General features: G+C 41.4%; 21 protein-coding genes and 1 riboswitch. Of the genes, 15 read left to right on the forward strand and 6 right to left on the reverse strand.

Annotated features, from left to right (window positions below; genetic code table 11):
* The first annotated feature begins 2 nt into the window (after window positions 1-2).
* Genes CBS1_RS09665 through CBS1_RS09675 form a run of 3 tightly spaced genes read left to right on the forward strand, consistent with a single transcriptional unit; the run spans window position 3 to window position 1,875 of the window.
* Entirely contained in the window at window positions 3-830 is an 828-nt protein-coding gene (locus CBS1_RS09665) for a DegV family protein (RefSeq protein ID WP_090222376.1), read from the forward strand.
* A 3-nt stretch (window positions 831-833) separates the two neighbouring features.
* Window positions 834-1,316, forward strand: coding sequence for a hypothetical protein (locus CBS1_RS09670; RefSeq protein WP_033191083.1), 483 nt, complete (start codon window positions 834-836; stop codon window positions 1,314-1,316).
* 4 nt (window positions 1,317-1,320) lie between these two features.
* The gene (locus CBS1_RS09675) at window positions 1,321-1,875 is read left to right on the forward strand and encodes a ribosome hibernation promotion factor (RefSeq protein ID WP_090222377.1); all 555 of its coding nucleotides are present in this window, start codon (window positions 1,321-1,323) and stop codon (window positions 1,873-1,875) included.
* A gap of 285 nt (window positions 1,876-2,160) precedes the next feature.
* On the opposite strand, the gene CBS1_RS09680 is transcribed toward CBS1_RS09675, so the two are convergent.
* The 4 genes from CBS1_RS09680 to CBS1_RS09695 are packed head-to-tail and all read right to left on the reverse strand — an operon-like array spanning window position 2,161 to window position 6,351.
* A complete protein-coding gene (locus tag CBS1_RS09680; protein ID WP_090222379.1) occupies window positions 2,161-3,432 on the reverse strand; it encodes a thiamine-phosphate synthase family protein in 1,272 nt (423 codons plus the stop codon).
* A complete protein-coding gene (locus CBS1_RS09685) occupies window positions 3,432-4,208 on the reverse strand; it encodes a TIM barrel protein (RefSeq protein WP_033191086.1) in 777 nt (258 codons plus the stop codon). Before CBS1_RS09685 ends, CBS1_RS09680 begins: the two co-directional genes overlap by 1 nt.
* A gap of 21 nt (window positions 4,209-4,229) precedes the next feature.
* A complete protein-coding gene (gene thiC, locus CBS1_RS09690; RefSeq protein ID WP_090222414.1) occupies window positions 4,230-5,528 on the reverse strand; it encodes a phosphomethylpyrimidine synthase ThiC in 1,299 nt (432 codons plus the stop codon).
* A 4-nt stretch (window positions 5,529-5,532) separates the two neighbouring features.
* Window positions 5,533-6,351 (reverse strand): sulfide-dependent adenosine diphosphate thiazole synthase, encoded by an 819-nt coding sequence (locus CBS1_RS09695; RefSeq protein ID WP_033192405.1) that lies wholly within the window; start codon window positions 6,349-6,351, stop codon window positions 5,533-5,535.
* A gap of 103 nt (window positions 6,352-6,454) precedes the next feature.
* Window positions 6,455-6,567: riboswitch (TPP riboswitch) on the reverse strand.
* A gap of 250 nt (window positions 6,568-6,817) precedes the next feature.
* Between CBS1_RS09695 and CBS1_RS09700 the strand changes: the two genes are divergently transcribed.
* From CBS1_RS09700 to CBS1_RS09750, 11 genes are all read left to right on the forward strand, one after another.
* Window positions 6,818-7,336 (forward strand): nitroreductase family protein, encoded by a 519-nt coding sequence (locus CBS1_RS09700; protein ID WP_090222381.1) that lies wholly within the window; start codon window positions 6,818-6,820, stop codon window positions 7,334-7,336.
* A 54-nt stretch (window positions 7,337-7,390) separates the two neighbouring features.
* Complete coding sequence (locus CBS1_RS09705) at window positions 7,391-8,275, forward strand: DUF4438 domain-containing protein (protein ID WP_052107252.1); 885 nt, start codon at window positions 7,391-7,393, stop codon at window positions 8,273-8,275.
* 293 nt (window positions 8,276-8,568) lie between these two features.
* Complete coding sequence (locus CBS1_RS09710; RefSeq protein WP_033191088.1) at window positions 8,569-9,552, forward strand: 3-oxoacyl-ACP synthase III family protein; 984 nt, start codon at window positions 8,569-8,571, stop codon at window positions 9,550-9,552.
* A 79-nt stretch (window positions 9,553-9,631) separates the two neighbouring features.
* Window positions 9,632-10,867 carry a TetR/AcrR family transcriptional regulator gene (locus CBS1_RS09715; RefSeq protein ID WP_241685523.1) on the forward strand — a complete coding sequence of 412 codons (1,236 nt, stop codon included), beginning with the start codon at window positions 9,632-9,634 and terminating at the stop codon, window positions 10,865-10,867.
* A gap of 1 nt (window position 10,868) precedes the next feature.
* Complete coding sequence (locus CBS1_RS09720) at window positions 10,869-12,152, forward strand: acetyl-CoA hydrolase/transferase family protein (RefSeq protein ID WP_090222382.1); 1,284 nt, start codon at window positions 10,869-10,871, stop codon at window positions 12,150-12,152.
* A gap of 39 nt (window positions 12,153-12,191) precedes the next feature.
* On the forward strand, window positions 12,192-13,352 hold the full coding sequence (locus tag CBS1_RS09725) for an ABC transporter substrate-binding protein (RefSeq protein ID WP_090222384.1): 1,161 nt from the start codon (window positions 12,192-12,194) through the stop codon (window positions 13,350-13,352).
* 192 nt (window positions 13,353-13,544) lie between these two features.
* A complete protein-coding gene (locus CBS1_RS09730; protein ID WP_090222387.1) occupies window positions 13,545-14,306 on the forward strand; it encodes an ABC transporter ATP-binding protein in 762 nt (253 codons plus the stop codon).
* Window positions 14,307-14,343: 37 nt separating this feature from the next.
* A complete protein-coding gene (locus tag CBS1_RS09735) occupies window positions 14,344-15,081 on the forward strand; it encodes an ABC transporter ATP-binding protein (protein WP_090222388.1) in 738 nt (245 codons plus the stop codon).
* The gene (locus CBS1_RS09740) at window positions 15,078-15,956 is read left to right on the forward strand and encodes a branched-chain amino acid ABC transporter permease (RefSeq protein WP_033191092.1); all 879 of its coding nucleotides are present in this window, start codon (window positions 15,078-15,080) and stop codon (window positions 15,954-15,956) included. The genes CBS1_RS09735 and CBS1_RS09740 overlap by 4 nt, the downstream gene beginning before the upstream one ends.
* The gene (locus CBS1_RS09745; protein WP_090222390.1) at window positions 15,956-17,668 is read left to right on the forward strand and encodes an alpha/beta fold hydrolase; all 1,713 of its coding nucleotides are present in this window, start codon (window positions 15,956-15,958) and stop codon (window positions 17,666-17,668) included. The genes CBS1_RS09740 and CBS1_RS09745 overlap by 1 nt, the downstream gene beginning before the upstream one ends.
* Window positions 17,669-17,781: 113 nt before the next feature.
* Complete coding sequence (locus CBS1_RS09750; RefSeq protein ID WP_090222392.1) at window positions 17,782-18,249, forward strand: hypothetical protein; 468 nt, start codon at window positions 17,782-17,784, stop codon at window positions 18,247-18,249.
* A 148-nt stretch (window positions 18,250-18,397) separates the two neighbouring features.
* Here CBS1_RS09750 and CBS1_RS09755 read toward each other — a convergent pair whose 3' ends face one another.
* Window positions 18,398-19,567, reverse strand: coding sequence for a TM0106 family RecB-like putative nuclease (locus CBS1_RS09755; RefSeq protein ID WP_090222394.1), 1,170 nt, complete (start codon window positions 19,565-19,567; stop codon window positions 18,398-18,400).
* A gap of 48 nt (window positions 19,568-19,615) precedes the next feature.
* A complete protein-coding gene (locus CBS1_RS09760; protein ID WP_090222396.1) occupies window positions 19,616-20,386 on the reverse strand; it encodes an SDR family NAD(P)-dependent oxidoreductase in 771 nt (256 codons plus the stop codon).
* 150 nt (window positions 20,387-20,536) lie between these two features.
* Here CBS1_RS09760 and CBS1_RS09765 point away from each other — a divergent pair, with 150 nt between their 5' ends.
* Window positions 20,537-21,919 (forward strand): MATE family efflux transporter, encoded by a 1,383-nt coding sequence (locus tag CBS1_RS09765; protein WP_052107053.1) that lies wholly within the window; start codon window positions 20,537-20,539, stop codon window positions 21,917-21,919.

Genomic DNA, 21,919 nt, shown 5'->3' on the forward strand with positions numbered 1-21,919 from the left:
GTGTGAAAAATATTTACCTCTTTGACAGTTCTGTAGATTACCAGCCTGGCTTTGATTTCGGGGTCCCAACTGACGTATTTCCACTTCGTGTGTATGTGGACGGTAAGGAATATATCGATAAAGTTACTATTACTGACGAACAGTTCTATGAGTTTTGCCTCGCTGGGGCGAAGGTTTCGACCTCTCAACCGAATCCAGAAATGATGAGGGACAAGTTGAAAAAATGTTCTAAAGAATTCGAAAATGTTTACGTGGTCACTATCTCGCAAAAATTGAGTGGAACATATGATACCATCTCGTCTATTGTCAAAGATGAGAGACTGAAAAACGTGACTGTCCTTGACTCGAAGAGTGGTAGTGTAAAGACAACTTACGTGCTACAGCGCGTGATCAACGCCGCCGAAAATGGCATCAAAGTAACTCAGGAGATAGTTGATACATTTGTTAAGGAGAGTCTATTAGTTTTTTCCGTTTCCTCGCTTGAGTATCTCGAGCGTGGTGGAAGAATAGGTCATGCTAAAGCGTTGCTCGGAAAACTTTTAAGAATCAAACCTATACTCACAACGAACGACGAAGGTTATACAGCTTCACTCGGGATGGAACGAACCCATGACGGACTTATAAACCGAATGAGAGAGCTAACAAAAGAGTTCATGGCAAAAGTAGATAATCCGATAGTAATTGGTGGATACGGAGTTGTTCACATGAAAGAATATCTTGACAAACTTTTGAAAGGATTCAATGTTCACTCAGTGGCGCGAATTGGACCTGCAATAGCTGCTCATGTTGGGCCAGAAGTCTTCGGCCTAGTTGTTGGAAGGGGGTTTTGATTGATGATTAAAGATTATTTGAACAGCGTTATTGAAGAAAAATCCTCTAAGGATTTTATCGTGTTCTCAGCCGTGATTTTTTCAATAGGATTTGTTCTCTCCATTATCTCGAACGCGTTTTTCTTCATTGACCATCCGGTGGTTAAAGTTTTCATTGGAATTGCGAACACTGTCTTCTTTATAGGTGTTGTTGGAGTAAGTATTGTAATTTCTAAGTGGTTTAAGAATACGGATGAAAAACTTTACGCACTTGCCAATCTCTATCTTACGTTCACTTTGATTTTTGCTTTCATGTCTTACTTCGTTCCATTCCTTTTCCTTGTAACCGTTGCACTTATCATAGCATTGATTTTGACTGCGAAGAAATTCATTCTTGGCGAAGAGAAATTACTTGTTGGTAAAACTGTTTCATATTTCCTCATCACTCTGTCTTTCTACACGATGGAACTTGTGACCGAGCTGAACGAACAAATCATACGGAGGTGATTCTATGGACGTCAAGACATTCGCTCGCGGCTTTGAACTCTCAGAAGCTATCGAAAGTTACCTCGACAGAAAACTTGAAAAGGTGAAAAGAGCTCTAGGAATGTTCGTTTCACGGGATGACGTGCACATTGAAGCACGTTTTGACAAAGACGGACCATACTATACCTTAAGATTGATGACACACATTAACGGTAAGGATATTGTTGTCCAGGAAAAAGCAAACGACATTTATGGAGTTATCGACATCGCATGTGATAATTTTGAAAAAGCAATTAAAAGAGAAAGAGAACTGCACAAGTCCTACCACAAATCGAGTGTGAAAGGTTTAACAGAAGCGATGGCCGAAGAACTTTCTCCCAGGTATGAAATTGAAGACGAAGAAGACAAAATTGACAGTGTAAAAAGAGTTTATCTTATGCAAGCTTCGCTGGAAGAAGCGATTGCCCAAATGGACGTCATGGGACATCAGTTCTTCGTTTTCAGGAATGTCGATACCGGAGAAATTAATATGCTCTACAGAAAGAACGGAAAGTACGCATTGATAGAGTTCCAAGAGTGAGAACGATTAATAAAAAATCGGAAGAATTTGCTGAATAAAAAATATGAAACCAACAACAAGTGCCCCTTTGCGGGGCACTTGTTGTTGAATTGAGTGAGAAATGACGCAATTTTTGAGTGGTAAAAACTTAATTTTGAACAACTGGACAATATGCAATAGTCGTTTCAAGTATCTTGGCAAAGATATCCGAAACATCGTAATTAACGAATGGACCGTGAACGACTCTCTTTATTTTTCTAACCGAAGTACTTTTAATTATCTTAAGAAAATGTTTTTTGAGTTTCTTTATAACCTAACTTGAGTTGTTTTTCCGACGACCTTTTTGATCTTCTCCATAACATCTTTTGGACTTCTTCCAAAAACTCTTATCATTGCTTCTTTTCCAAACCATCCTTCGTCGTAAATGATGTCCGGTATCTGTTCCGAAGTTCTCACAGCACTTTTTATCATCCATTCCATCGATTTTCCATCTTCATTTCTAACCTCATCTGGTTCACTTGCTCTGTCGTACTTGAAAACTTTCAGCCCAGCATTCACTGCGTTTTCTATGTATTCAGGGAGGTACCTAATGTTACTAACACATCTAATCTGTGGGGCGTATTTCTTTGCTGTTAGACACATTCTTGCTGTGTGTGACTTGTCCTTAAAAGCAGGTCCTGACACAAATGTTGGAATTCCTTCTTTGAGCCTAATTCTTCCGGGGAATTTGGCTACTTCGTATTCATTTTCTGACCAAGGTAGAGCATACGACACGTTCTGCCCAACTTCAGGTACCGTGTACTTTCCTATTCTCACAAGCTCTTCGACTATCTCTTCGAGTTCTTCCAAAGCTTCATATTTCATCCATTCACGAGCAAGTTTTTCAGTCTGTACTTGCCTCAATGGTTCCTCCTTTCCGCTGAGTATGAGAATCTTTTTCATGATTCTCATTGTCTCAATTATGGCTTCGTTCGGTGGATATCCAAGATATATGAATCCTGCTAATAAACTGCTGAATGCACAACCTGTGCCGTGAAAGTGCGATTTACCATTGTGGATTATTCTTTCTTCTGCAAAGTACTTGCCCGAGTACAAAACAGAAATTCTGTCAGAATGATCGTTCGAATGTCCAAATGTTATTACGAACTTCTTATCAGAATCGCGCTCTGCTATGTGGAGAACTTGAAGCTTTTCAGCTTCGTTGTTGTTTAGAACAACAAGATCCGCGTAATCAAGATTTTCCTTCACTATTTCGGCAGATTCAAAAAAGTAACCAGAACTTGAGCTAAGAATCACGTTCCAAATGATTTTGGCATTTGGGAACTTCTCTCTTATAAGCTTTACAAACTCTGGCGAAATGAGTCCGATTTTTATCACCTTAGGTTCCGGAAGAACTGACAACTCTCTTTCAATTTCTTCCCACTTCCTGAAAGTTATAGAGAAAACCCTTTCACTATTTTGGACGGTATAACAGCTTACAACCCCGAATGCCGTTATCCCAAGAAGCGAAAGAGACTTTATATCTTGAAGTATACCCGCTCCCGCAGACGGGTCAAAGCCAGATATCACAAGTAGCATCATAATCCCTCCCAAAAGGCTATAAGTTTTTCAAGTCCCTCTTGACAATCGTTCGATGCTTCAAGCGTAAAATCGCAATTTAGTGACCTTATTCGTTCGAGTAGTATTTTGAATTCCGCAGAACACCCCCAAGGGGCATGGTGACACTTTTCGTAAACCTTTGAATCAGCGTAGTAAAGGTGCACTTCGGAGATGTATTCTTCAACAACATCCACGAACTCCACAGTGCTAAAGCCGTATCGTTCGCTATCGAGTAACAGATGGCCTAAGTCAAGACAGAGAGTTGTACCAGTTTGCTCGAGAAACCACCTGTAGTCTTTTGCGTTGTGGAAATATTCGTTGTAGTAAACGTTTTCTATTCTTACCTGACAATAATTGCTCAGATTTCTAACGTGTTCAATTGCTTCCTTCAAGATATTTTTGTCCTTCAACCAATTCTCTGTTTGCTTTGCGTTTGGAAAGTGGATTACGACATACTCAGCTCCTATCTCTTTTGCTAATTTGCAGCATTGTTCGTTCTTTTCATAAGTTTCTTTTCTTAGTTCGGTTGAAAGCGAAGATGGATTGGGATGAACAGCTTGGTATCTGAAAACAAACGGTGCGTGAATACCAAAAGTAGCACCCTTCTCATTTAAAAAATCAAGGACAACTGGAAGGTCCTCCTTTTTGAAAAAGGTAAGTTCGTAATGCGTTGAATTTGGAAGAGTTTTGAGAAGCGAGACATTAGCTCGAATTAAACTTGTAGAAACACATTTTCTTTTTCTTTTCAAGCTCATAGTGCCACATCACCTGAACAGTTACATCATAACTGTTATCTTACCTTCCGAAAAATCTTTAGTGACTTTAATAGCACAAAAAGGACCGCACATGGAACATCCTTCAGACTCGTATGGTCTGGATTTCAGTTTCTTTTTTGCATCCTCGGAATGTATCGCGAGTTCGAACATTTTGTTCCAATCGAATCTTGCTCGAGCCAAAGCCATTTGATGTTCCAATTCCAGCGCTTTCTTATTGCCCCTTGCAACATCAGCGATAACCGCAGCTATCTTTGAAGCAATTACGCCGTACTTAACATCTTCTACATCCGGTAGTGCCACGTGTTCGGCAGGAGTTACGTAACAGATGAAATCGCAGCCGTGATAAGCAGCGAAGGCAGCTCCAACTGCGCTCACTATGTGATCATGCCCCACTCCCCGGTCTGTCGGAAGTGGGCCAAGTAAGAATATGGGAGCTCCCTTACCTATCTTTTTCATCAACTTCACGTTGGTTTCTATCTCGTTCAGTGGTACATGTCCAGGACCTTCTAACATCACTTGGACACCTTTTTCCCTTGCCCTATCCACAAGTTGACTCATGACAAAGAGCTCTTCCAACTGCTGAGGGTCGGTTGCATCAACCACAGCGCCTGGTCTCATCCCGTCGCCTAAGCTCAGCGTGATGTCGAATTCCGCAGCTATATCAAGTATCTCATCGAAATGCTCATAGAACGGATTCTCCCTATTGTTCTTTATCATCCATCCTGCGATAATAGCCCCACCTCGACTCACGATCTTTAGAATCCGCTTACTGTCTTTGAGCTTTTTTAACACATCCTTAGTGATTCCAACATGGATGGTCATGAAATCTATGCCATCTTTGGCATGAGCATAAACCATGTCTATAAAATCTTTCTCTGAAAAATCGATGACGTTCTTTCCTTCCTCATATGCTTTGACCGCCGAATCGTAAATGGGAACCGAGCCAACGGGTACGGGTGAGTTCTCAACGATGATTCTCCTCATCTCCGATAGATTACCCCAAGTTGATAGCACCATAACTGAATCAGCACCGGCACTAAGGGCAACGTTCAACTTTTCCAGTTCTTCCTTGAGAGACGAGTACCCAAAAGACGTTCCTATGTTCGCGTTCACCTTTACTGAGAAATTAGAACCGATAACCTTCGGTTTACTGATGTTGTGCAATCTGTTCTTTGGAATGACAGCCTGACCGTTTGCCAGCTTTTCCATAATCACTTCGACAGATACTCCTTCACCCAACGCGCAGATTCTCATCTCTTCAGAAACTATATTGTTCCGAGCCATCTGCATTTGTGTCATGAACCTATCGCTCATCGTCGCTCCCTCCCATCTTTCTTAGTTCGTTGGATATGAGTTCGGCAGCCCTTAGACCGGACATTATCATTCCTCCGAATATCGGTCCCATCCTTGGCCCTGCTCCAACGCTCACGGCCGCCATTCCGACAATGTACAATCCGGGGTAGATTTCCCTTGTATTTTCAACAACAAATCTTTCGCCGTTTTCTGCATCCATCGGAAACTCGTATCCGACTATTCCGAAGTTGTAGGAAGCTTCGGTGGAACCACCAATGGATGAAATTATCCCACGTTTTGATAGCAATTTCACGAGATTGGCTGGGTGACCTGTTCCATCGACCGTGAACTTTGAGACAATGCTTATTGGATCAACGTGTAGCTTTTCCCTTAAAGTTGGTGTCCAGTTGATTACGACTCCAGAAACTCTCCTATCGTACATCACCAAGTCCTCGACAAACACGTTGTTGAAAATCATCGTCCCTGCAAGCGTTGTATGGTAGAGCAGGGCTGAAGCAAGATGAACAGAATCGGTAACGATGAACTCGTCGAATTTTTTGAACCTTATACCGAGTTCTTTAAGATAACCTTCCAGTTCAGATTCCAGCACGACTTCGTTGAACATCATTCCACCGCCCCAAATACCTCCACCAGGCTCGTTTTTTGCTTCAAAAATAGCAACTTTGTAGCCCTTCTTAGATAGCTCCAGTGAAAGCGTGAGAGCACTAGGACCACATCCGGCAATTGCCACATCAACTTCCAAGGCGTTTGAAAGCTTTTCGAAGAAGTTCTCAACAATGAGCTTTGAAATCGTAAGATCTTTCCCCATAAGTTGTTCAACCTCCTTTTTTAGTGTGTAAAAAAAAGTCCCTCCGAATTTCATCTTCGGAGGGACCTTTCTACATTTGATTTTCTGCTTGTAATACAAGTTGTCTCACATTTTTGCCCAATCCCTCCGCCGGTATTACCCGGATCAGGTTCGAAGGGTCGAAGGATTGACTCCTTCCTCTCAGCCCCGCATTCAGGAGCTCCCCTCGGGCTAATAGTATTCAACTGTCTAACTTGAGCTTACCATTTGAAATCGGTTTTGTCAAGTTTAGGAAAATATCCCAAAAAACGTTTAAATTTGAGGCTTAGCGGTTCCCTTTGATATTTGACGAAAAGTTTCTCATTTCAACATAGTGTACAGCTTTCTTTTTATCGTTCAAAAACTTAAGACAAGTAGTATAATAAATATTGGAAAGTTTGAATAGCGAACTAATCTTTCAACTTGTTTTTTGAGGGGAGGGAACAGAATGGAACTTCGGGAAGTGATTTTGAAAAGAAGAAGTATAAGGAAATTTAAACAGGAAAGCGTGCCTTTCGATTTATTAAAACAGATTGCAAAATACTCCCTGTTAGCTCCAAGTGGCCGAAACTCAAGACCTGTTGATCTGGTTATTGTGACTGATAGAGATAAGATCCAAGAAATTAAGAGAGCAAGGCAGGGTGCGTTTTCATTTCTTGAAACAGCACCTGCATGTATCGTTGTTGCAGCAAACGAAGTTAGTTCTACCTGGCTTTCAGATGCTTCTATCGTGGCCACATACATACAGCTTCTGTGCGTTGAAAACGGACTTGGCAGTTGCTGGGGTCACGCACACGAACGTTTCCAAGATGGTATTTCCGTTGAAGCCAAGATTAAAGAAATACTTCACATTCCGGAAGGTTATAGGGTCTTGTGCGTGATAGGTATCGGTTATCCTGACGAGCAAAAAGACACACACGTTTTGGAAGAAGTTGATGAAAAGAAAATCCACATTAGCAAGTGGTAAAAATTGCATAGATCGTTTTTCGAAGAGCCTTACAGATGGAAGGGAGATGAAGACATGGGTGAACTAAAAAAAGAGAAAACAACGGATATACTTAAAACCAACAAAGACCAGGTTGTCCAGCTTTCGATATTGGTTGAAGTAGCGCATCCTGTGGTTCGCATGCCTGTTGTCGATGGTGATGGTAATTCGTTCTACTTTCCGGGAGTTGGAGGCATTACTTACAACTTCGGGCTTGGTGATAACGCTTTCAAAATGCACGGTGATCACATCGAACCTGATGTTAGCACAAAGAACAAAGACAAAGATTTGAATCCCACATGCATGGCTCTTGCATGCATAGGAAATGAAGCAACGGTAGTATCCGGAGATGCAAAAGGCATGAAAGGCTACGTGATTGGAAAACATGGAGGTATAGATCACATTCTTATTTGGTTCCCTGAAAAGGAAAAGTTAGCAATTGGTGATAAGATACAGATAAAAGCGTGGGGGCAGGGTTTGGAACTTCTTGATTATCCAGAAGTGAAGGTTATGAACATAGACCCATGCCTGTTTGAAAAAATTCCAATAAAGCTCAAGAAAGGAAAACTCCACGTGCCAGTTACCGCTGTAGTTCCTGCGCATTTGACAGGCTCTGGTATAGGGGCAGGTAATCCTGCAGCAACCGACTACGATATGAATACGCTCGATAAGGAGGAAATAAAAAAGTATGGTCTTGACAAAGTGCGTATCGGGGATTTAGTTGCTATATCAGACCACTATAATGGCTATGGAGCTGGAGGCTACAAAGGCGGAGCACTTTCGATAGGTGTCGTAGTCCATTCAGATTGTTTTAAGACCGGTCATGGACCAGGTATGGTGATAATAATGACTTCCAAAGAAGGGAAAATTGTTCCCGTTATTGACGAAAATAGTAATATAAAAAATTACCTTGAGATTTGAGAGTTCTTTAGATTTGTAAGTTGCTTCAACTTCCCGCCCATTGAGGGCGGGATTTTTATTTCCCATTCCGAGAGTCAGGATAAGGAAGAAACACTACAATATTTAGAATATACTACTTCTATTATCACCTCTTTCGATTTATTTCCGGAATACTCCTTATTTCGATATATCGTTCTTTCGTGCTACGGGTGTTATAATGTGAAAGGTGATTCACATGAAATATGACATATGATTCACCTTTCAACGAAGTATTTGTTAGAATACATTTTTATTTAAGAATAGGAGGTTTGGTTATGAAGTACGCTAAGATCATTTCTTCAGGCATGTACGTTCCGCAGAAAGTCATGACGAATGCTGAGTTCGAAAAGCTTACGATGTTCACTATCGATCCGTATTTTTCTGATGTGATTGGTATCAACCACAGACATGTTTCTGAAGATTGGGAAACACCTACATATATGGCAGCGGAAGCTGCAAAAAAAGCACTTGCACGAGTCGGTATGAAGCCTGAGGAAGTTGACCTAATAATCGTTGGTACAGATACTCCGGAATCTGTATCCCCACCGGATGCACCGAGAGTGCAGTATCTCATAGGCGCACACAAGGCAGAACCTCTCGCATTCAACGTGAATGCTTCGTGTGCGAATGGAGCACTAATGCTCGACATCGCTGCGAGATACATCGCTATGGGGGATTACAAAAACGTCCTTGTAATAGGCACGTACGCAATGACGAAATTCTTAAGTTGGAAATATTCTTGGGAAGCGCTTTTCAGCGATGGTGCAGGTGCACTTTTACTTACGTCATCTGATGAACCAGGATACATAGGTAGTGTGGCACGTGCTGATGGCAGCTGGTGGCAGAATTGGGGAATTTATATGGGTGCTGGTACAATGAATTTGGCAGGTTTCGAAAGAGGCCTCCACAAATTAGACCTTAGGGCAGCATATCCGTCGACGGTTAACGAAGAAGGCTGGCCGATGCTGATTAATAGGCTCATGGAGAAATACAGTATCACGAAGGACGAGATAGGCATGATTTTCTTCACGCAGGTGAGAAAGAAGACGATAGAGAAGGTTATGGAGATATTGGGCTTACCTGTTGAAAGAGCGCACATGATTATGCACAAATACGGCTACACGGGCTCTGCGTGTGTATACATGGCTTACGACGACGCTTTCGATGAAGGGAAAATCGAGGAGTTGAAAGGAAAAGTGGTCATTTTCTTAACATCCGGTGTGGGATATCAACAAGTTGCTACCGCTTTCAGAATGTAGTACATTCGAATTCTTTGTAAAGCATGAATTATTTACCATGTTTACTGAATCACTTAGGGAAGGTGTGGAGGGACCGGTATTGAAAAAAGACGTTTTGAAAGATGAACAATTATCTAATGGTTCAAAAAAGATGAAACGAATACCTCAGCGCGTAGATGGAATTGAATCAAAAGGCAAGCTTAAAATGGCTGCTATTAAGCTTTTTAGTGAAAACAATTTTGCTGATGTGTCCATTTCTCAGATCGCTAAACATGCTGGTCTAAGCACCGCCGCTTTTTATCAATACTACATTAATAAAGACGAATTGTTCAGAGAAATTGTTGATGAATTGATGGAAAATCTCAAAACAACGCTAAATGGTGATTCTATAACGGAAGTTGCTTTGAAATACTTCGAATTTTGTAGGTTAAACAAAGATTTAATTCAAGCGATTCACCTTAACGAGTACCATTTTGAATGGCTACGAAACGAGTTCGAAGAGCTCATATACTCTGTTTCAGAAAAGTATGGGCTAACGGATGTTGGGCAGTTCTATTTCTGGTCACCTATAAGGTTTGTAGTGAACTTTGGCGATCTTTTGAACGTTGAAGTAGAGCCGAAAGCCTTTATCTCACTTATCATGAACGGTCTTCAAAGAAAAGAAAAAGGTTCCCGAAAACTTCCTAAGGAAATATTTGAATTCAAACCAGAAAAGCACGTTCTAGAAATTGACGAAAAGCGAGAACTAATACTTGCGAATTCAGAAACGCTCTTTGGCACTTATGGTTACCAAAAAACACAGATATACGACATCGCAAGGTCATCTGGAATTGCAGTTGGAACTATTTATCTGTACTTTGAGAACAAAAAGGAAATCTTACGTGAACTGGTTCGATGGATAAACAAGGGATTAAGGTACAACGTCAGAAAGGCGCTGGAAAATGTTAAGAATTACCCAAGGTTGATTCAGGAAATTGCTGGATTGTATGCTTTTGTTCAGTTTTTCAAAAGCCATGCGAGTATGTACAAAATCGTGAGAGAAAGTCAATCGCTTGACTTGGAGATCGCAAAAGAATACTACTCTTCAATCTTTCAATCCTACTGCAAAGCCCTGAAAACTGCAATTCAAGATGGTCAACTGGACTTGGACATGGAACACCTTGATAATGTAGATTCCGAACGTATTCTAAGTTACATCGCCATGATTTTCATGGGAATCGGTCACTACTTGGGCGAAAGATATGTTCTTGCTGGTAAGGTTACAGATACAAAAAAATTGGAACATTTCTTAGAGGAGATCTTTGTTTACCTGTCGGAAGGGCTGGGGGTGAAGTAGCGTGGATTTCAAAGATGAATATCAAAAAAGACTCACAAATATCGAAAACGTACTCTCAATCCTACAGGACAATTGGACAATAGTTGTCGGAATGACTCCTATGGAACCTAAGGTTTTTCTCAGAAACCTTCATCGAACGCAAGCGAGCGGATTGGAAGTTTTCACGTGTTTGAACACAGAACCTTATGAATTTTGTTCAAAAGAAGAATATTCCAATAGATTCTACAACTATTCTTGGTTTTTTGGACCCTTCAATCGAAAGCTTTCGAAGAACACATACTACGTTCCAAATAACCTGCACCAAGCTGGAGTGAATTTGATACAGTCCACAAAAGTCAACGTTTTCGTTGGTGTAGCGTCTCCCATGGATGAGAAAGGTTTCTTCACGCTGTCGGCGAGCGTTGTTTACGAAAAGGATGTGCTTGAGAATGCTGATATAGTTATCCTCGAAGTGAATCCCAACGCGCCGAGAACACATGGTGATACACATGTTCACATCTCTGAAGTTGATTACATAATCGAAGTAGACTATCCTTTGCCACAAGCCGAACTTCTTGAACCAGCTGAAGTAGAGGAGAAAATAGCACAGCATATTGTTGAACTAATAGAAAATGGCTCCACTATCCAGCTTGGTATTGGAGGAATTCCAAACGCCGTTGCAAAATTTCTGGTTGAGAAAAGAGATTTGGGCATCCACACGGAAATGTTCACCGAAAGCATGATAGATCTCTTTGAAGCTGGTGCCATAACGAATAAAAGAAAGACGCTTTGGAACGGGAAATTTGTCTGTACGTTTGCTTACGGCAGTGAGAGAATGTATAAATTCATCGATGATAACCCAGCTGTATTGTTTTTAAGAGGACGCTACGTGAATGATCCATTCGTAATCGCACAAAATGAAAAGATGGTTAGTATAAACACTGCACTTATGGTTGATTTAACTGGAAACGTATGTTCGGAAGCGATAGGAACCAGTCATTACAGTGGTACTGGAGGTCAGCTTGATACTCACAGGGGAGCTGTAAAGAGCAAAGATGGAAAAGGCATCATTGCGATAAGGTCAACTGCAAAAGACGGACAAATTTCAACGATAGTACCACTGCTCCCTCAAGGTTCGCCGGTAACAGTCCCACGGCAAGAACTTGATTATGTTGTAACAGAGTGGGGTGCTGTGCGACTTAGAGGACTACCAACGCGTAAACGTGCACTTGCACTGATATCGGTGGCCCATCCGGATTTTCGCGATTATTTAACCAAAGAAGCCCAAAAACTAGGATTAATCTGATTTTAAGCTTTTCCTATTCCATCAGAGGAGGTGTGTCATATGAAAAAGTTTCTAAGTGTTATTCTTATGCTTGTATTTTTGGTAAGCTTGTTTGCGGAAGTTGGGGTTTACGATGACAAAGTAGTCATTGGAACTTTCCAAGCACTGTCCGGTCCATATGCGATTATTGGCCAAGAGATGAGCAAAGGTATGAAGGCATATTTCAACTGGATTAACAGCAGAGGCGGAGTTTACGGAAGAAAGATAGAGCTCATAATTGCTGACGACCAACTCAACCCGGCAAAAACTGTTGTTGAAGTCAAGAGGTTAGTTGAACAAGACAAAGTCTTTGCAATAGTTGGTGGACTTGGAACGTACGGTTGTTTAGCGGTTATGGATTACCTTGAGCAGAACAAAGTTCCATTCGTGTACCAAGGTGCAGGTACATCAAAACTTGTTATCCCACCGAAAAAGTACATCTTCGGAGTCCAACCAGACTATACACTTGAAGGAACACTGATTGCCAAGTACGTCGGAGAGATTGCAAAATTCAAGAACCCGGGGATTATTTACATGAACAACGATATTGGTTTGGAAGGATACGCAGCGTTCAAGGCTAAGCTGGAAGACTACAAGATGAAGCCAATTGTAGAAATTTCTTACAATCCAGCAGATACGGATTACAGCGGGCTTGTTGTAAAACTTCTTGAAAAGAACCCAGATGTGATAGTTATTTACGGATTAATTACAGATACAATCCGCTGGATAAAGACCATTCGTGACTACGGTCTCAACAGCAAGATAATTACGATATATCCGAACGCAGACCCATCATTTATAACACTTGCTGGAAAGTACGCTGAAGGTATCATCTTCACTGGTTGGGTACCACTTGCAACACCAGACAGACCAGAATTTGTAAGAGACTATCAAAGGGCAATTTCCATTTACCAACAGACGTACCCAAAAGAAGTTATGTCGTCCTACGCAGTTGCAGGTTTCATTGCCGCTGAAGTTTTCACGGAAGGTTTGGTCAGGGCAGGAAAGAACCTAACAAGAGAAGGGCTTGTAAAAGCACTTGAAAGCTTCAAGAACTGGAACGGTATACTTGCCAAAGATATCACGTGGGGTCCGAATATCAGACGCGGTAAGACGTCCATGTACTTCATGGTTGTGAAAAATGGACAGTTTGTACCTCTTACTGATTTAATCAGGCCGTGATCACCGTAATTCCAATACTATAAAGAAACTATATACCAAACAGCTGGCTACTAAGAGTGGTACGCCGCGGGCTACAAGGTTAAGGTTAATTACAGACCCCTCCCGATGAAGCCCGCGGCTTTTGTAAGTAAAAGTACGTCTCATAGAGAGCTGTTTAGCGACAAGAACAATAAAGACAGGAGTTGAGAAGAGATGCTAAAACTTGAGAATATAAGTGTAAGGTTTTCGGGTCTTGTTGCTGTTGACAACCTTACTATGGAGGTTAAAGATAAAACGATACATTCGTTAATAGGTCCTAACGGAGCGGGAAAAACAACGGTTTTTAATGCTATATCCGGCTTAGTAAAACACGATGGTAGAGTCCTTCTTGACGGCAAGGATATCACACACTTACCAGTGCACAAAAGAGTCTATCATGGTCTTGGAAGAAGCTTCCAAAATATCATTATCTTCAAGTACATGACCGTGTTGCAGAACTTGATGCTCGGTTATCATTCGAAACTTCAATACAATCATTTCGATGAAATTGTCTACACAAATAGATTTACTTTAGAGGAACGTAAAGCGAGATTGAGAGCCATAGAAGTTGCCGATTTGCTTGGTATTAAGACCATATTGGGAGTTTACGCTGGAACGCTTCCTTATGGTTTTCAAAAACTTATTGATGTAGGAAGAGCACTTATGACGGAGCCAAAAATACTCCTTCTCGACGAACCTGCTGCGGGTTTAACGGAGAAGGAATCAGATATCCTTAAAGAGAAAATCATTAGGATAAGAGACAACGGCATTACGGTATTTCTCATTGAGCACGATATGAGAATGGTCCTTGATATATCAGACAGAATAACCGTGATCAACTTCGGCAAAAAGATCGCAGAGGGAACAACACAGGATGTGGTAAATAACGAGGAAGTTATTAAAGCGTACTTGGGAACAGCTGTAACAGTTCAATGATCACATCCAGTTGCATTAGCATAGTGAGGTGAAATTGATGGAGAATGAAAAACTTGGTGAGCATTTAGATGTGAAAGATATCCTCGTTAAAAGCCTTAATGTATGGTATGGACCAGTGCATGCAGTTAAGGGTGTTGAACTTAGCATTCCAGCTGGAAGTATCACAGCGATCCTCGGAGCAAATGGAGCAGGCAAGAGTTCAACGTTGAAGGCGTTTGCGGGAAGTGTGAAATACTCAGGGACAATAATTGTCGGTGATGAGTCTATCGATAGACTGCCCGTGCATGAAAGGGTAAGAAAAGGTCTTGTTCTCTGTCCAGAAGGCAGAGGGATATTTTACCATATGACGGTAAAAGAAAATCTTCTGGCCGGTGCTTACACAAATAAAAAAGCGAACCTCGATTTCGTTTTTGGCATATTCCCATTTTTGAAGGAACGGCTCAATCAAATTGCCGGTACTTTGTCTGGTGGGGAGCAGCAGATGCTGGCAATAGCACGTGCACTGATGGCAGCCCCAAAGTATCTAATGTTAGATGAACCTTCTCTAGGCCTTGCGCCTATCGTTGTTCAGAGAATCACGGACGTCATAAAATACATAAACGAGAATTTAAAGATCACCGTAATATTGGTGGAGCAGAATACTTCTGTGGCTCTGAGTATCGCTCACCATGGTTATGTTTTAGAAAATGGAAAAGTTGCACTCCAGGGAAGAGCCGAGGAGCTCAGAGACAATCCTGTCGTGCGTGAGAAATATCTTGGGGGTGTTAAAAAGTGATAAACCAAATCCTTCTTGGACTTTCAACAGGTGCCATTTACTCTCTTGTTGCTATAGGGCTCGTCATGATGTACAAAGTGAGCGGTGTGATGAACTTTGCGTATGGAAATATGGGGATGTTTGTAACTTATGTAATCTGGTGGTTGAGTTCTTCCGCGGGTTTGAATTTGTATTTCTCAATAGCTATAGGGATAATTTTCGCGGCGATTATGGGTATCGCTGTTGAACGCTATGGTCTGCGCCCTATAAGACATCTTTCGCATGCTTCAATGCTAATCGTCACATTCGGAATTTTGATGATTTTAGAAGGTCTCGCAGTTGAAATTTGGGGAACCCAATACAAGGCATTCCCTGAAATCGTTACGGGTACACCGTTTGTTATCCGCGGAGATTTCGGTATTGTGGTTATTCGTAGGCAGGATATTCTTGTATTCTCAATACTTGCCATCATTTCCCTTTTGTTAGCTCTATTCACGAAATTCACAAAATTTGGGATTGCTGTGCGTGCAGTTTCTGAAAATGAGGAAGTCGCCGGTTACATGGGAATAAATGTTGGATCTGTGCTTGCATTTTCATGGGCTTTTGGAACAGCCATGGCGGCGATTGTTGGTGTGATTTCTGCACCAAAAGTGTTTGTTTCGCCTACAATGCTTACATTTTATCAAATACAAGGCTTCACCGCCGCTGTCTTAGGAGGATTTGAAACTTTCACAGGAGCTGTTCTTGGTGGCTTGTTGCTTGGTGTCTTAGAGAAAATTGTAGGTAACTACATCTCCGAAGGTTTTAAGGCTTCCTTCTCACTTGTCATAATCGTTTTGGTATTAATTTTCTTCCCGAACGGGCTGTTTGGAAGAAGATTAAGGAGGCGAGCTTGATGCTGTGGACTTGGCTGTTACTTGCACTACTGCCTTTCTTGCTTTTGAAGAGCGCGTTTATGATAACTATACTTAGCCTTGTTGGGATTTACGCACTCGCCGCCTTAGGTTTGAATTTGATAATGGGCTATTCAGGTCAGATTTCAATAGGGCATGCCGCTTTTATGAGCATAGGTGCATATACCTCAACGCTACTGGTAATGAATTTTAATGTCCCTCTTGTCTTTGCGATGTTAATCGGTGGTTTAATTGCATTTGCCTTCGGCATTTTGATAGGTTTTCCTGCATTAAGGCTATCCGGATTTTACCTAGCCATTGCAACTATGGGATTTGTCGTAGCTATTGAGCAGATTTTTGGATACTTCGAACATATAACCGGCGGACATGCAGGTATAAGGAATATCCCGTTTCCACATTTGTGGAATTCTGATGTGGAAAAGTACCTCCTCGTGCTTTCTGTGCTCTTTGTGAGCTATGTCATCTCTGAGAGGTTGATAAATTCGAGAACCGGTAGGGCTTGGATGGCAATAAGAGAGAACGAAACAGCTGCTGCAGTCATGGGAGTAAACAACGCATGGTTCAAAGTACTTGCTTTTGCGGTAGGTTCCATGTTCGCAGGACTTGCCGGCGCACTTTATGCGCATGTTATAGGTTACATAGCACCAAGCGATTTTGGAATTGCCAAGTCACTCGATCTATTGGCAGTCTCGGTCATTGGTGGAATGGCATCCGTTGATGGACCATTTTACGGAGCACTTATTTACGTTGCTATGCCATTTCTATTCAGCAGATCCAATGTCCCACTTTCTATAATCTTCGGCGCTCTTTTGATCTTTGTTGTCCTCTTCATGCCGTTAGGAATTAGCTACTACATTAGAATGTTCAGAATGAACTATCTCAACGCACTACTTGTGCATTTAAAGAAATCCAGAAGGCCGTATGGAATGCTTGTTCAAACTCCAGCTGGACGGATTCACTACATAAAGTACGGAAATGGGAATATTCCTATCGTGTTGGTTCACGGGAACTTCGCTTCAGCAAGATTTTTTGAACCACTTATAAAGAAAATTCCTCAAGAGAAATACACAGTCTACGCGCTTGACTTGCCAAATTTCGGTTTCTCAGACGAACTCCCAGGAGATGTTAGCATTGAGAAATACGTTGATGCGCTAGAAAAATTTGTAGAAACTCTCGGGATAAGGAATTTCATTTTACTTGGTCACTCGCTTGGCGGTGCAGTTGCTATGGGCTACGCTGTGAGAAACCCCAAGAATCTGATTAAATTGATTTTAGTTGACCCAGCACCCGTCTTCGGTATGCCGCGATACGATGAATCAGCCTACAAAATTATAGATGTCTACAGGAAAAATCCGGAGCTGATTAAACGAGCCTTAATGATGAACGCTCCAACTTACGATGATGAAAAATTCTTCGAAAGAATAACAGCAGATGCTCTTAGAATGGCAAAGAAAGCCTTTATAGGCAACGCAAAGGCACTGGCTGAATACAACTATTCTGACAAAGCCAAGAACGTTGAGATTCCTGTTGTTGTCATCTACGGCGACAAGGACGTGATACTTGATTACATAAGTATGCAGAAAACCGCAGCGGCTTTCCCAAATGGTAAGTTAATAGTGCTAAAAGACATTGGGCACAGTCCTGCTATTGAATCACCGGAAGAGGTAATAAGACATTTTTCTGCCCGAGTTTAAACAACGACTGTGCTTGAACGATTTTCATTTTCAGAAGGTCTAAATTAATGAGTAGTAACAGTTAGCAACGAAGAGTTTTCAATTTTCACACCACATTCGGAGGAGGGATAAAGATGAGAAAGTTGCTGTTGGTAGCTGTTCTTTTGGTGTTATCAACTGTTGGATTATCGTTCATTGGTGTTGAAGCGGCCAACCTTCAAGAACAAATGTATGAACTCTATGCGCGCTTTGATGCAGGTATATTAGCGTTCTTGTATCCTGTGGGATATTACGATTTCGAGACACAGGAGTTCAGTCTATCACAAGAATTCAACGTTGAAAATCTCTATTTCGGCCTGAATTTGAAGCTACCACTCAGCATGTTCTATCTGCGAGGTGCGGCTTACACAACTGTTGGCGATGTGATGAGCTTTACTGAGACAAACAAGTTAGGTATATTTGGAAGAGTAGGCGCTGGGATCGACCTGTTTATTCTGAGTGCAGAGGCCGGAGTAAGGATTTATTACCTGTTCGGCGATCCGGAATTCGAAACCAGCTTCAACCCAAGTTTGTTCTACGTTGCACTCGGACTTTCTTTCTGAATTGATATATTGTCAGTGAAGTGTTGACTGGTTACATAGCAAGATTGGAAAGCGAAAGAGCAAAATAGTCAAAAGCGCCAAGAAAAAATTAAACCTTCTGGAAGGTTCGGTTTTTTGAACTTTCCGGAAGGTTTTTTTATCATGTATTTTAGAAAATTTCTTTCAGTTTTTTCAATATAAATTCCGTTGCTCGCACATCGTCCTCGTTGTACACGAGTATTTCTTGCAGTATTCTTTCATCACCTGTGGCCAAATACTCAGCATAGGAATGTACTACAAGCTGACCGTTTAATTGAGTGCGCCAATTAAAGCCAAAGTATCGTGCAATGCTCTTCAACGAATACGATGGGACTGGCAAAGCTACGTAGTCAACGTACAGTTTGTAAACATCGATAAACCGACTGAAGAAACTTTTGGGAAGTTCTATGTTGTACCTTCGAGCTAACTTCTTGAATCGATTTACTTCGTAGTTATGGAAATGGTATACGGGATTGCCACTCTTAGAGATATATTCTATCACTTTCTTAAACGTGTCCTCTTCATGATTTGGGTCTGGGGCTAAGAATGGTACATACAAACCGTTGTCCAAGATCCCGAAAAGGTAATCGAAGCTTATGGGAGTATAACTTTCAATATCAAGATACAGCCCCTCTGAAATCTTAGGGAGCGGTTTTATGAGTATTGGCTTATTGTTCAAAATGCTCTGCGCTTGGAAGACAAGTCGCTTGGTTTTCTCTTTACCGATGAGTTCTTCAATAATTGGGCTCATGTTGATTACATCCTTCAAAGTCCTGATTCCATACGATTTCAATTTTTCCAAAGTCTTTTCCTTAACACCGTGAAGGAAGGTTAGGCTTTCTGTGTTCACTATTTCTCTAAAGCATTCTGCCGAATACTGACATGTGCGACACAAGTGTGTTTTCACTACCCTGAAATCGTCTGTTTCGCAAAAAGTTCCTATCATCGAGAGCATCTTACTGACATATGGTTTCCAATTAACGGTCACGCTGTAATATGGACTTTCGACTATTATTGATTCTAAATGCTTCCCGCAGCTTTCTATGACGTACCCTACAAACGCACTTTCCAGCATGTGGTATTCTGCTAACTTCTTGCCGGTCTTTGATACTTTCACGATAAGCGGCTTTTCCGAAACAACTTCGTCCACATCTGCGACAAGCGTGCAACCGAATGCATCCGTCTGAAAGTTCGTGCCGCTTGACTGTAAACCAGATGTCTGCTTTCTACTTCTTATTTCGAACTTCGCCTTTCTTGGGCAAAAGTATATGGTCTTTACATCCTTACTCGAAATTACCATCTTTCACACCTTCAACTTTTACAACTTTTTCCATCATAATACTAGAGGCTAAAAATACTTAGCCAAAAAGTTTGCAATGAACTTGTCACCAAAGAACTTTCTAACGAAATAGTAAGTCAGCTTATTCCCAAAACCGGGCACGTATAGTGGATTACCATTTTCAAATGCTTTTAGTGCACCTGCAACAACATGCTCGGGCTTCATTAATTTCCCTTTTGTCTCCATCCGTGCTCTTTCGAAAAACCTTGTCTCTGTGGGACCGGCTGCAACACAAAGCACGTTGACGTTCTTGTCCTGCAACTCCGCCCATAAGCTCATTGACAAGCTGTAAACATATGCCTTCGTCGCGGAGTAAACGGCTAAATGTGGAATTGGGAAAAATCCTGCAACTGATGCGATATTTATAATCCCGCCGCTTTTTCTTTTAGCCATCTCCGCACCGTAATAATGCGTAAGCTTCGTCAGTGCAGAGATATTCAAATCAATCATTCTAATGTAGTCGTCCAAAGAGTTGTTAAAGAAGTCTCCGTAAAGTCCAAAACCTGCGTTGTTTACAAGTAGGTCGATGTTAAATCTTGAAGTGTTATCGAATATCATATCCAAATCCTTGGTTAAGTCTGCCTGTAATATGACAACGCTTGAACTGGATATCTTATGTATCTCATCTGCTACACTTGTTAATGCGGGCATACTCCTTCCTATCAGTATTAAATTAAGCCCCTTTTTGGCAAGCTGGTAAGCGAATTCTTTACCGATTCCGGAAGAAGCCCCAGTCACGAGTGCCCATCGATATATTCGTAAGTCGTATTTTTTTGCCATACCATATCAACCTCCTCACATTGAATTATACACTCTCTATGGTAGAATAGGAAGTGACAATTTCGCTCCTCGAACAAAACTGTGAATTCGGCAAGGGGATTGTTTAGAATTTCGGCTAAAATTCTTCACAGAGAGGTGAAAAAGCTGCATATGAGTAGCACTGTCAAAGACATTCTCAAAATAGCGATACCCGTTTCGGTAGAAAACCTGATAGCTAATACCGGTACTTTCATACTCACTGTTTTTCTCTCCAGAATGGGAGAAAAGCAAGTTACAGTGAACGGAATTGCTAATCAAGGGTCTTTTCTCGTCATTCTTTTTCTTTTCGGTTTGAACACAGGTGGAGCTATCTTTGTCTCGCAGTATTGGGGTAAAAAGGACAGAGAAGGAATTAAGCGCACATCAACTTTGATGATTTACTCATCTTTAATAATCGCACTTGGCTTTTTTGTTCTCACTTTCTTCTTTCCAGAAATGTTCTCTTCAATATTTACTAAAGACAAAGAGGTTATAGCAGCTTCTGTACCTTTTCTCAAGGTTATCTCGATTTCGTATTTTGGTTTTGCCTTGGAAATTGCGTTCAGAACACTTCTACGTGGCATAGAACTTGCTATTATTCCTATGGAATCCTACGTTTTCGGTACAGCTTTGCAAATTTTTCTTGCCTATAATCTCATTCACGGATTGTTAGGCTTCCCAAGACTTGGACTGCTTGGAATAGCGATTGCTACTACGGTTGCAAGGTTTTTCATCCCGGTATATCAAATAATACGCGCATCTTTCTTGAGGGTTCCTTACAGCTTTGCATTCTCGCACATCGATAGAAATTTTGTGAAGAAATTCTTCGAATTTGCGACACCTACGACACTCAACGAAATCTCGTGGTCCTTGGGGATGACCGTATACGGCATCATCTTTGGCCGCATGGGAGTCAGCGTGTACGCCGCAAGGAACATTCTATCTTCTTTCGAGAACTACGTCTGGACAATCACATTTGGTTTGGTCATAGCTGCCTCTGTCATGGTGGGAAAGATGATAGGTAGATTGGAGTACGAAAGAGTTCACAAGTTCAGTGCAAAGATGTTGGTCACAAATTCGGTAACCGGCTTAGTATCAGCAGTAATAATTATCGTTATTTATTATTCGTTGCTCCCGACTTTTAAGATAGACCTTGCAACAAAAAGAATGCTCACAGCTACCATGTGGGTCATGCTCGTCGGTGCGCCTATAAAATCATTCAACGGTGCTGGTATTGTCGGAATCTTGCGTGCCGGGGGCGATGCGAAATTCGCGTTCCTTCTTGAAACATTCACACTCTGGGCTATTGGTATACCGCTTACCTTAGTTGGAGCATTTGTATTGAAATTATCGCTTCCATGGGTCTATTTCCTAACCCTGTCCGATGAAATTGTAAAGGCTATAATTGTTCTGCTAAGAATAAGAGGAAAAAAGTGGATAAAGAATGTGACCATAGAAGGCAAAGAAGGCACAGAAAGTGATATTGGGCTAACTATCCCTGAAGAGCATCTATAA

The organism is Fervidobacterium changbaicum (assembly GCF_004117075.1).
In the GTDB taxonomy this organism is placed as follows: domain Bacteria; phylum Thermotogota; class Thermotogae; order Thermotogales; family Fervidobacteriaceae; genus Fervidobacterium; species Fervidobacterium islandicum.

What these genes read in the sequence shown, in the direction of transcription:
- CBS1_RS09670 (WP_033191083.1), top strand. Translation starts at nt 834, where the DNA reads ATGATTAAAGATTATTTGAACAGCGTTATTGAAGAAAAATCCTCTAAG.
- CBS1_RS09680 (WP_090222379.1), bottom strand. Translation starts at nt 3,432, where the DNA reads ATGCTACTTGTGATATCTGGCTTTGACCCGTCTGCGGGAGCGGGTATA.
- CBS1_RS09685 (WP_033191086.1), bottom strand. Translation starts at nt 4,208, where the DNA reads ATGAGCTTGAAAAGAAAAAGAAAATGTGTTTCTACAAGTTTAATTCGA.
- CBS1_RS09725 (WP_090222384.1), top strand. Translation starts at nt 12,192, where the DNA reads ATGAAAAAGTTTCTAAGTGTTATTCTTATGCTTGTATTTTTGGTAAGC.
- thiC (WP_090222414.1), bottom strand. Translation starts at nt 5,528, where the DNA reads ATGACACAAATGCAGATGGCTCGGAACAATATAGTTTCTGAAGAGATG.
- CBS1_RS09705 (WP_052107252.1), top strand. Translation starts at nt 7,391, where the DNA reads ATGGGTGAACTAAAAAAAGAGAAAACAACGGATATACTTAAAACCAAC.
- CBS1_RS09755 (WP_090222394.1), bottom strand. Translation starts at nt 19,567, where the DNA reads ATGGTAATTTCGAGTAAGGATGTAAAGACCATATACTTTTGCCCAAGA.
- CBS1_RS09710 (WP_033191088.1), top strand. Translation starts at nt 8,569, where the DNA reads ATGAAGTACGCTAAGATCATTTCTTCAGGCATGTACGTTCCGCAGAAA.
- CBS1_RS09750 (WP_090222392.1), top strand. Translation starts at nt 17,782, where the DNA reads ATGAGAAAGTTGCTGTTGGTAGCTGTTCTTTTGGTGTTATCAACTGTT.
- CBS1_RS09760 (WP_090222396.1), bottom strand. Translation starts at nt 20,386, where the DNA reads ATGGCAAAAAAATACGACTTACGAATATATCGATGGGCACTCGTGACT.
- CBS1_RS09730 (WP_090222387.1), top strand. Translation starts at nt 13,545, where the DNA reads ATGCTAAAACTTGAGAATATAAGTGTAAGGTTTTCGGGTCTTGTTGCT.
- CBS1_RS09695 (WP_033192405.1), bottom strand. Translation starts at nt 6,351, where the DNA reads ATGGGGAAAGATCTTACGATTTCAAAGCTCATTGTTGAGAACTTCTTC.
- CBS1_RS09675 (WP_090222377.1), top strand. Translation starts at nt 1,321, where the DNA reads ATGGACGTCAAGACATTCGCTCGCGGCTTTGAACTCTCAGAAGCTATC.
- CBS1_RS09700 (WP_090222381.1), top strand. Translation starts at nt 6,818, where the DNA reads ATGGAACTTCGGGAAGTGATTTTGAAAAGAAGAAGTATAAGGAAATTT.
- CBS1_RS09735 (WP_090222388.1), top strand. Translation starts at nt 14,344, where the DNA reads ATGGAGAATGAAAAACTTGGTGAGCATTTAGATGTGAAAGATATCCTC.
- CBS1_RS09765 (WP_052107053.1), top strand. Translation starts at nt 20,537, where the DNA reads ATGAGTAGCACTGTCAAAGACATTCTCAAAATAGCGATACCCGTTTCG.
- CBS1_RS09745 (WP_090222390.1), top strand. Translation starts at nt 15,956, where the DNA reads ATGCTGTGGACTTGGCTGTTACTTGCACTACTGCCTTTCTTGCTTTTG.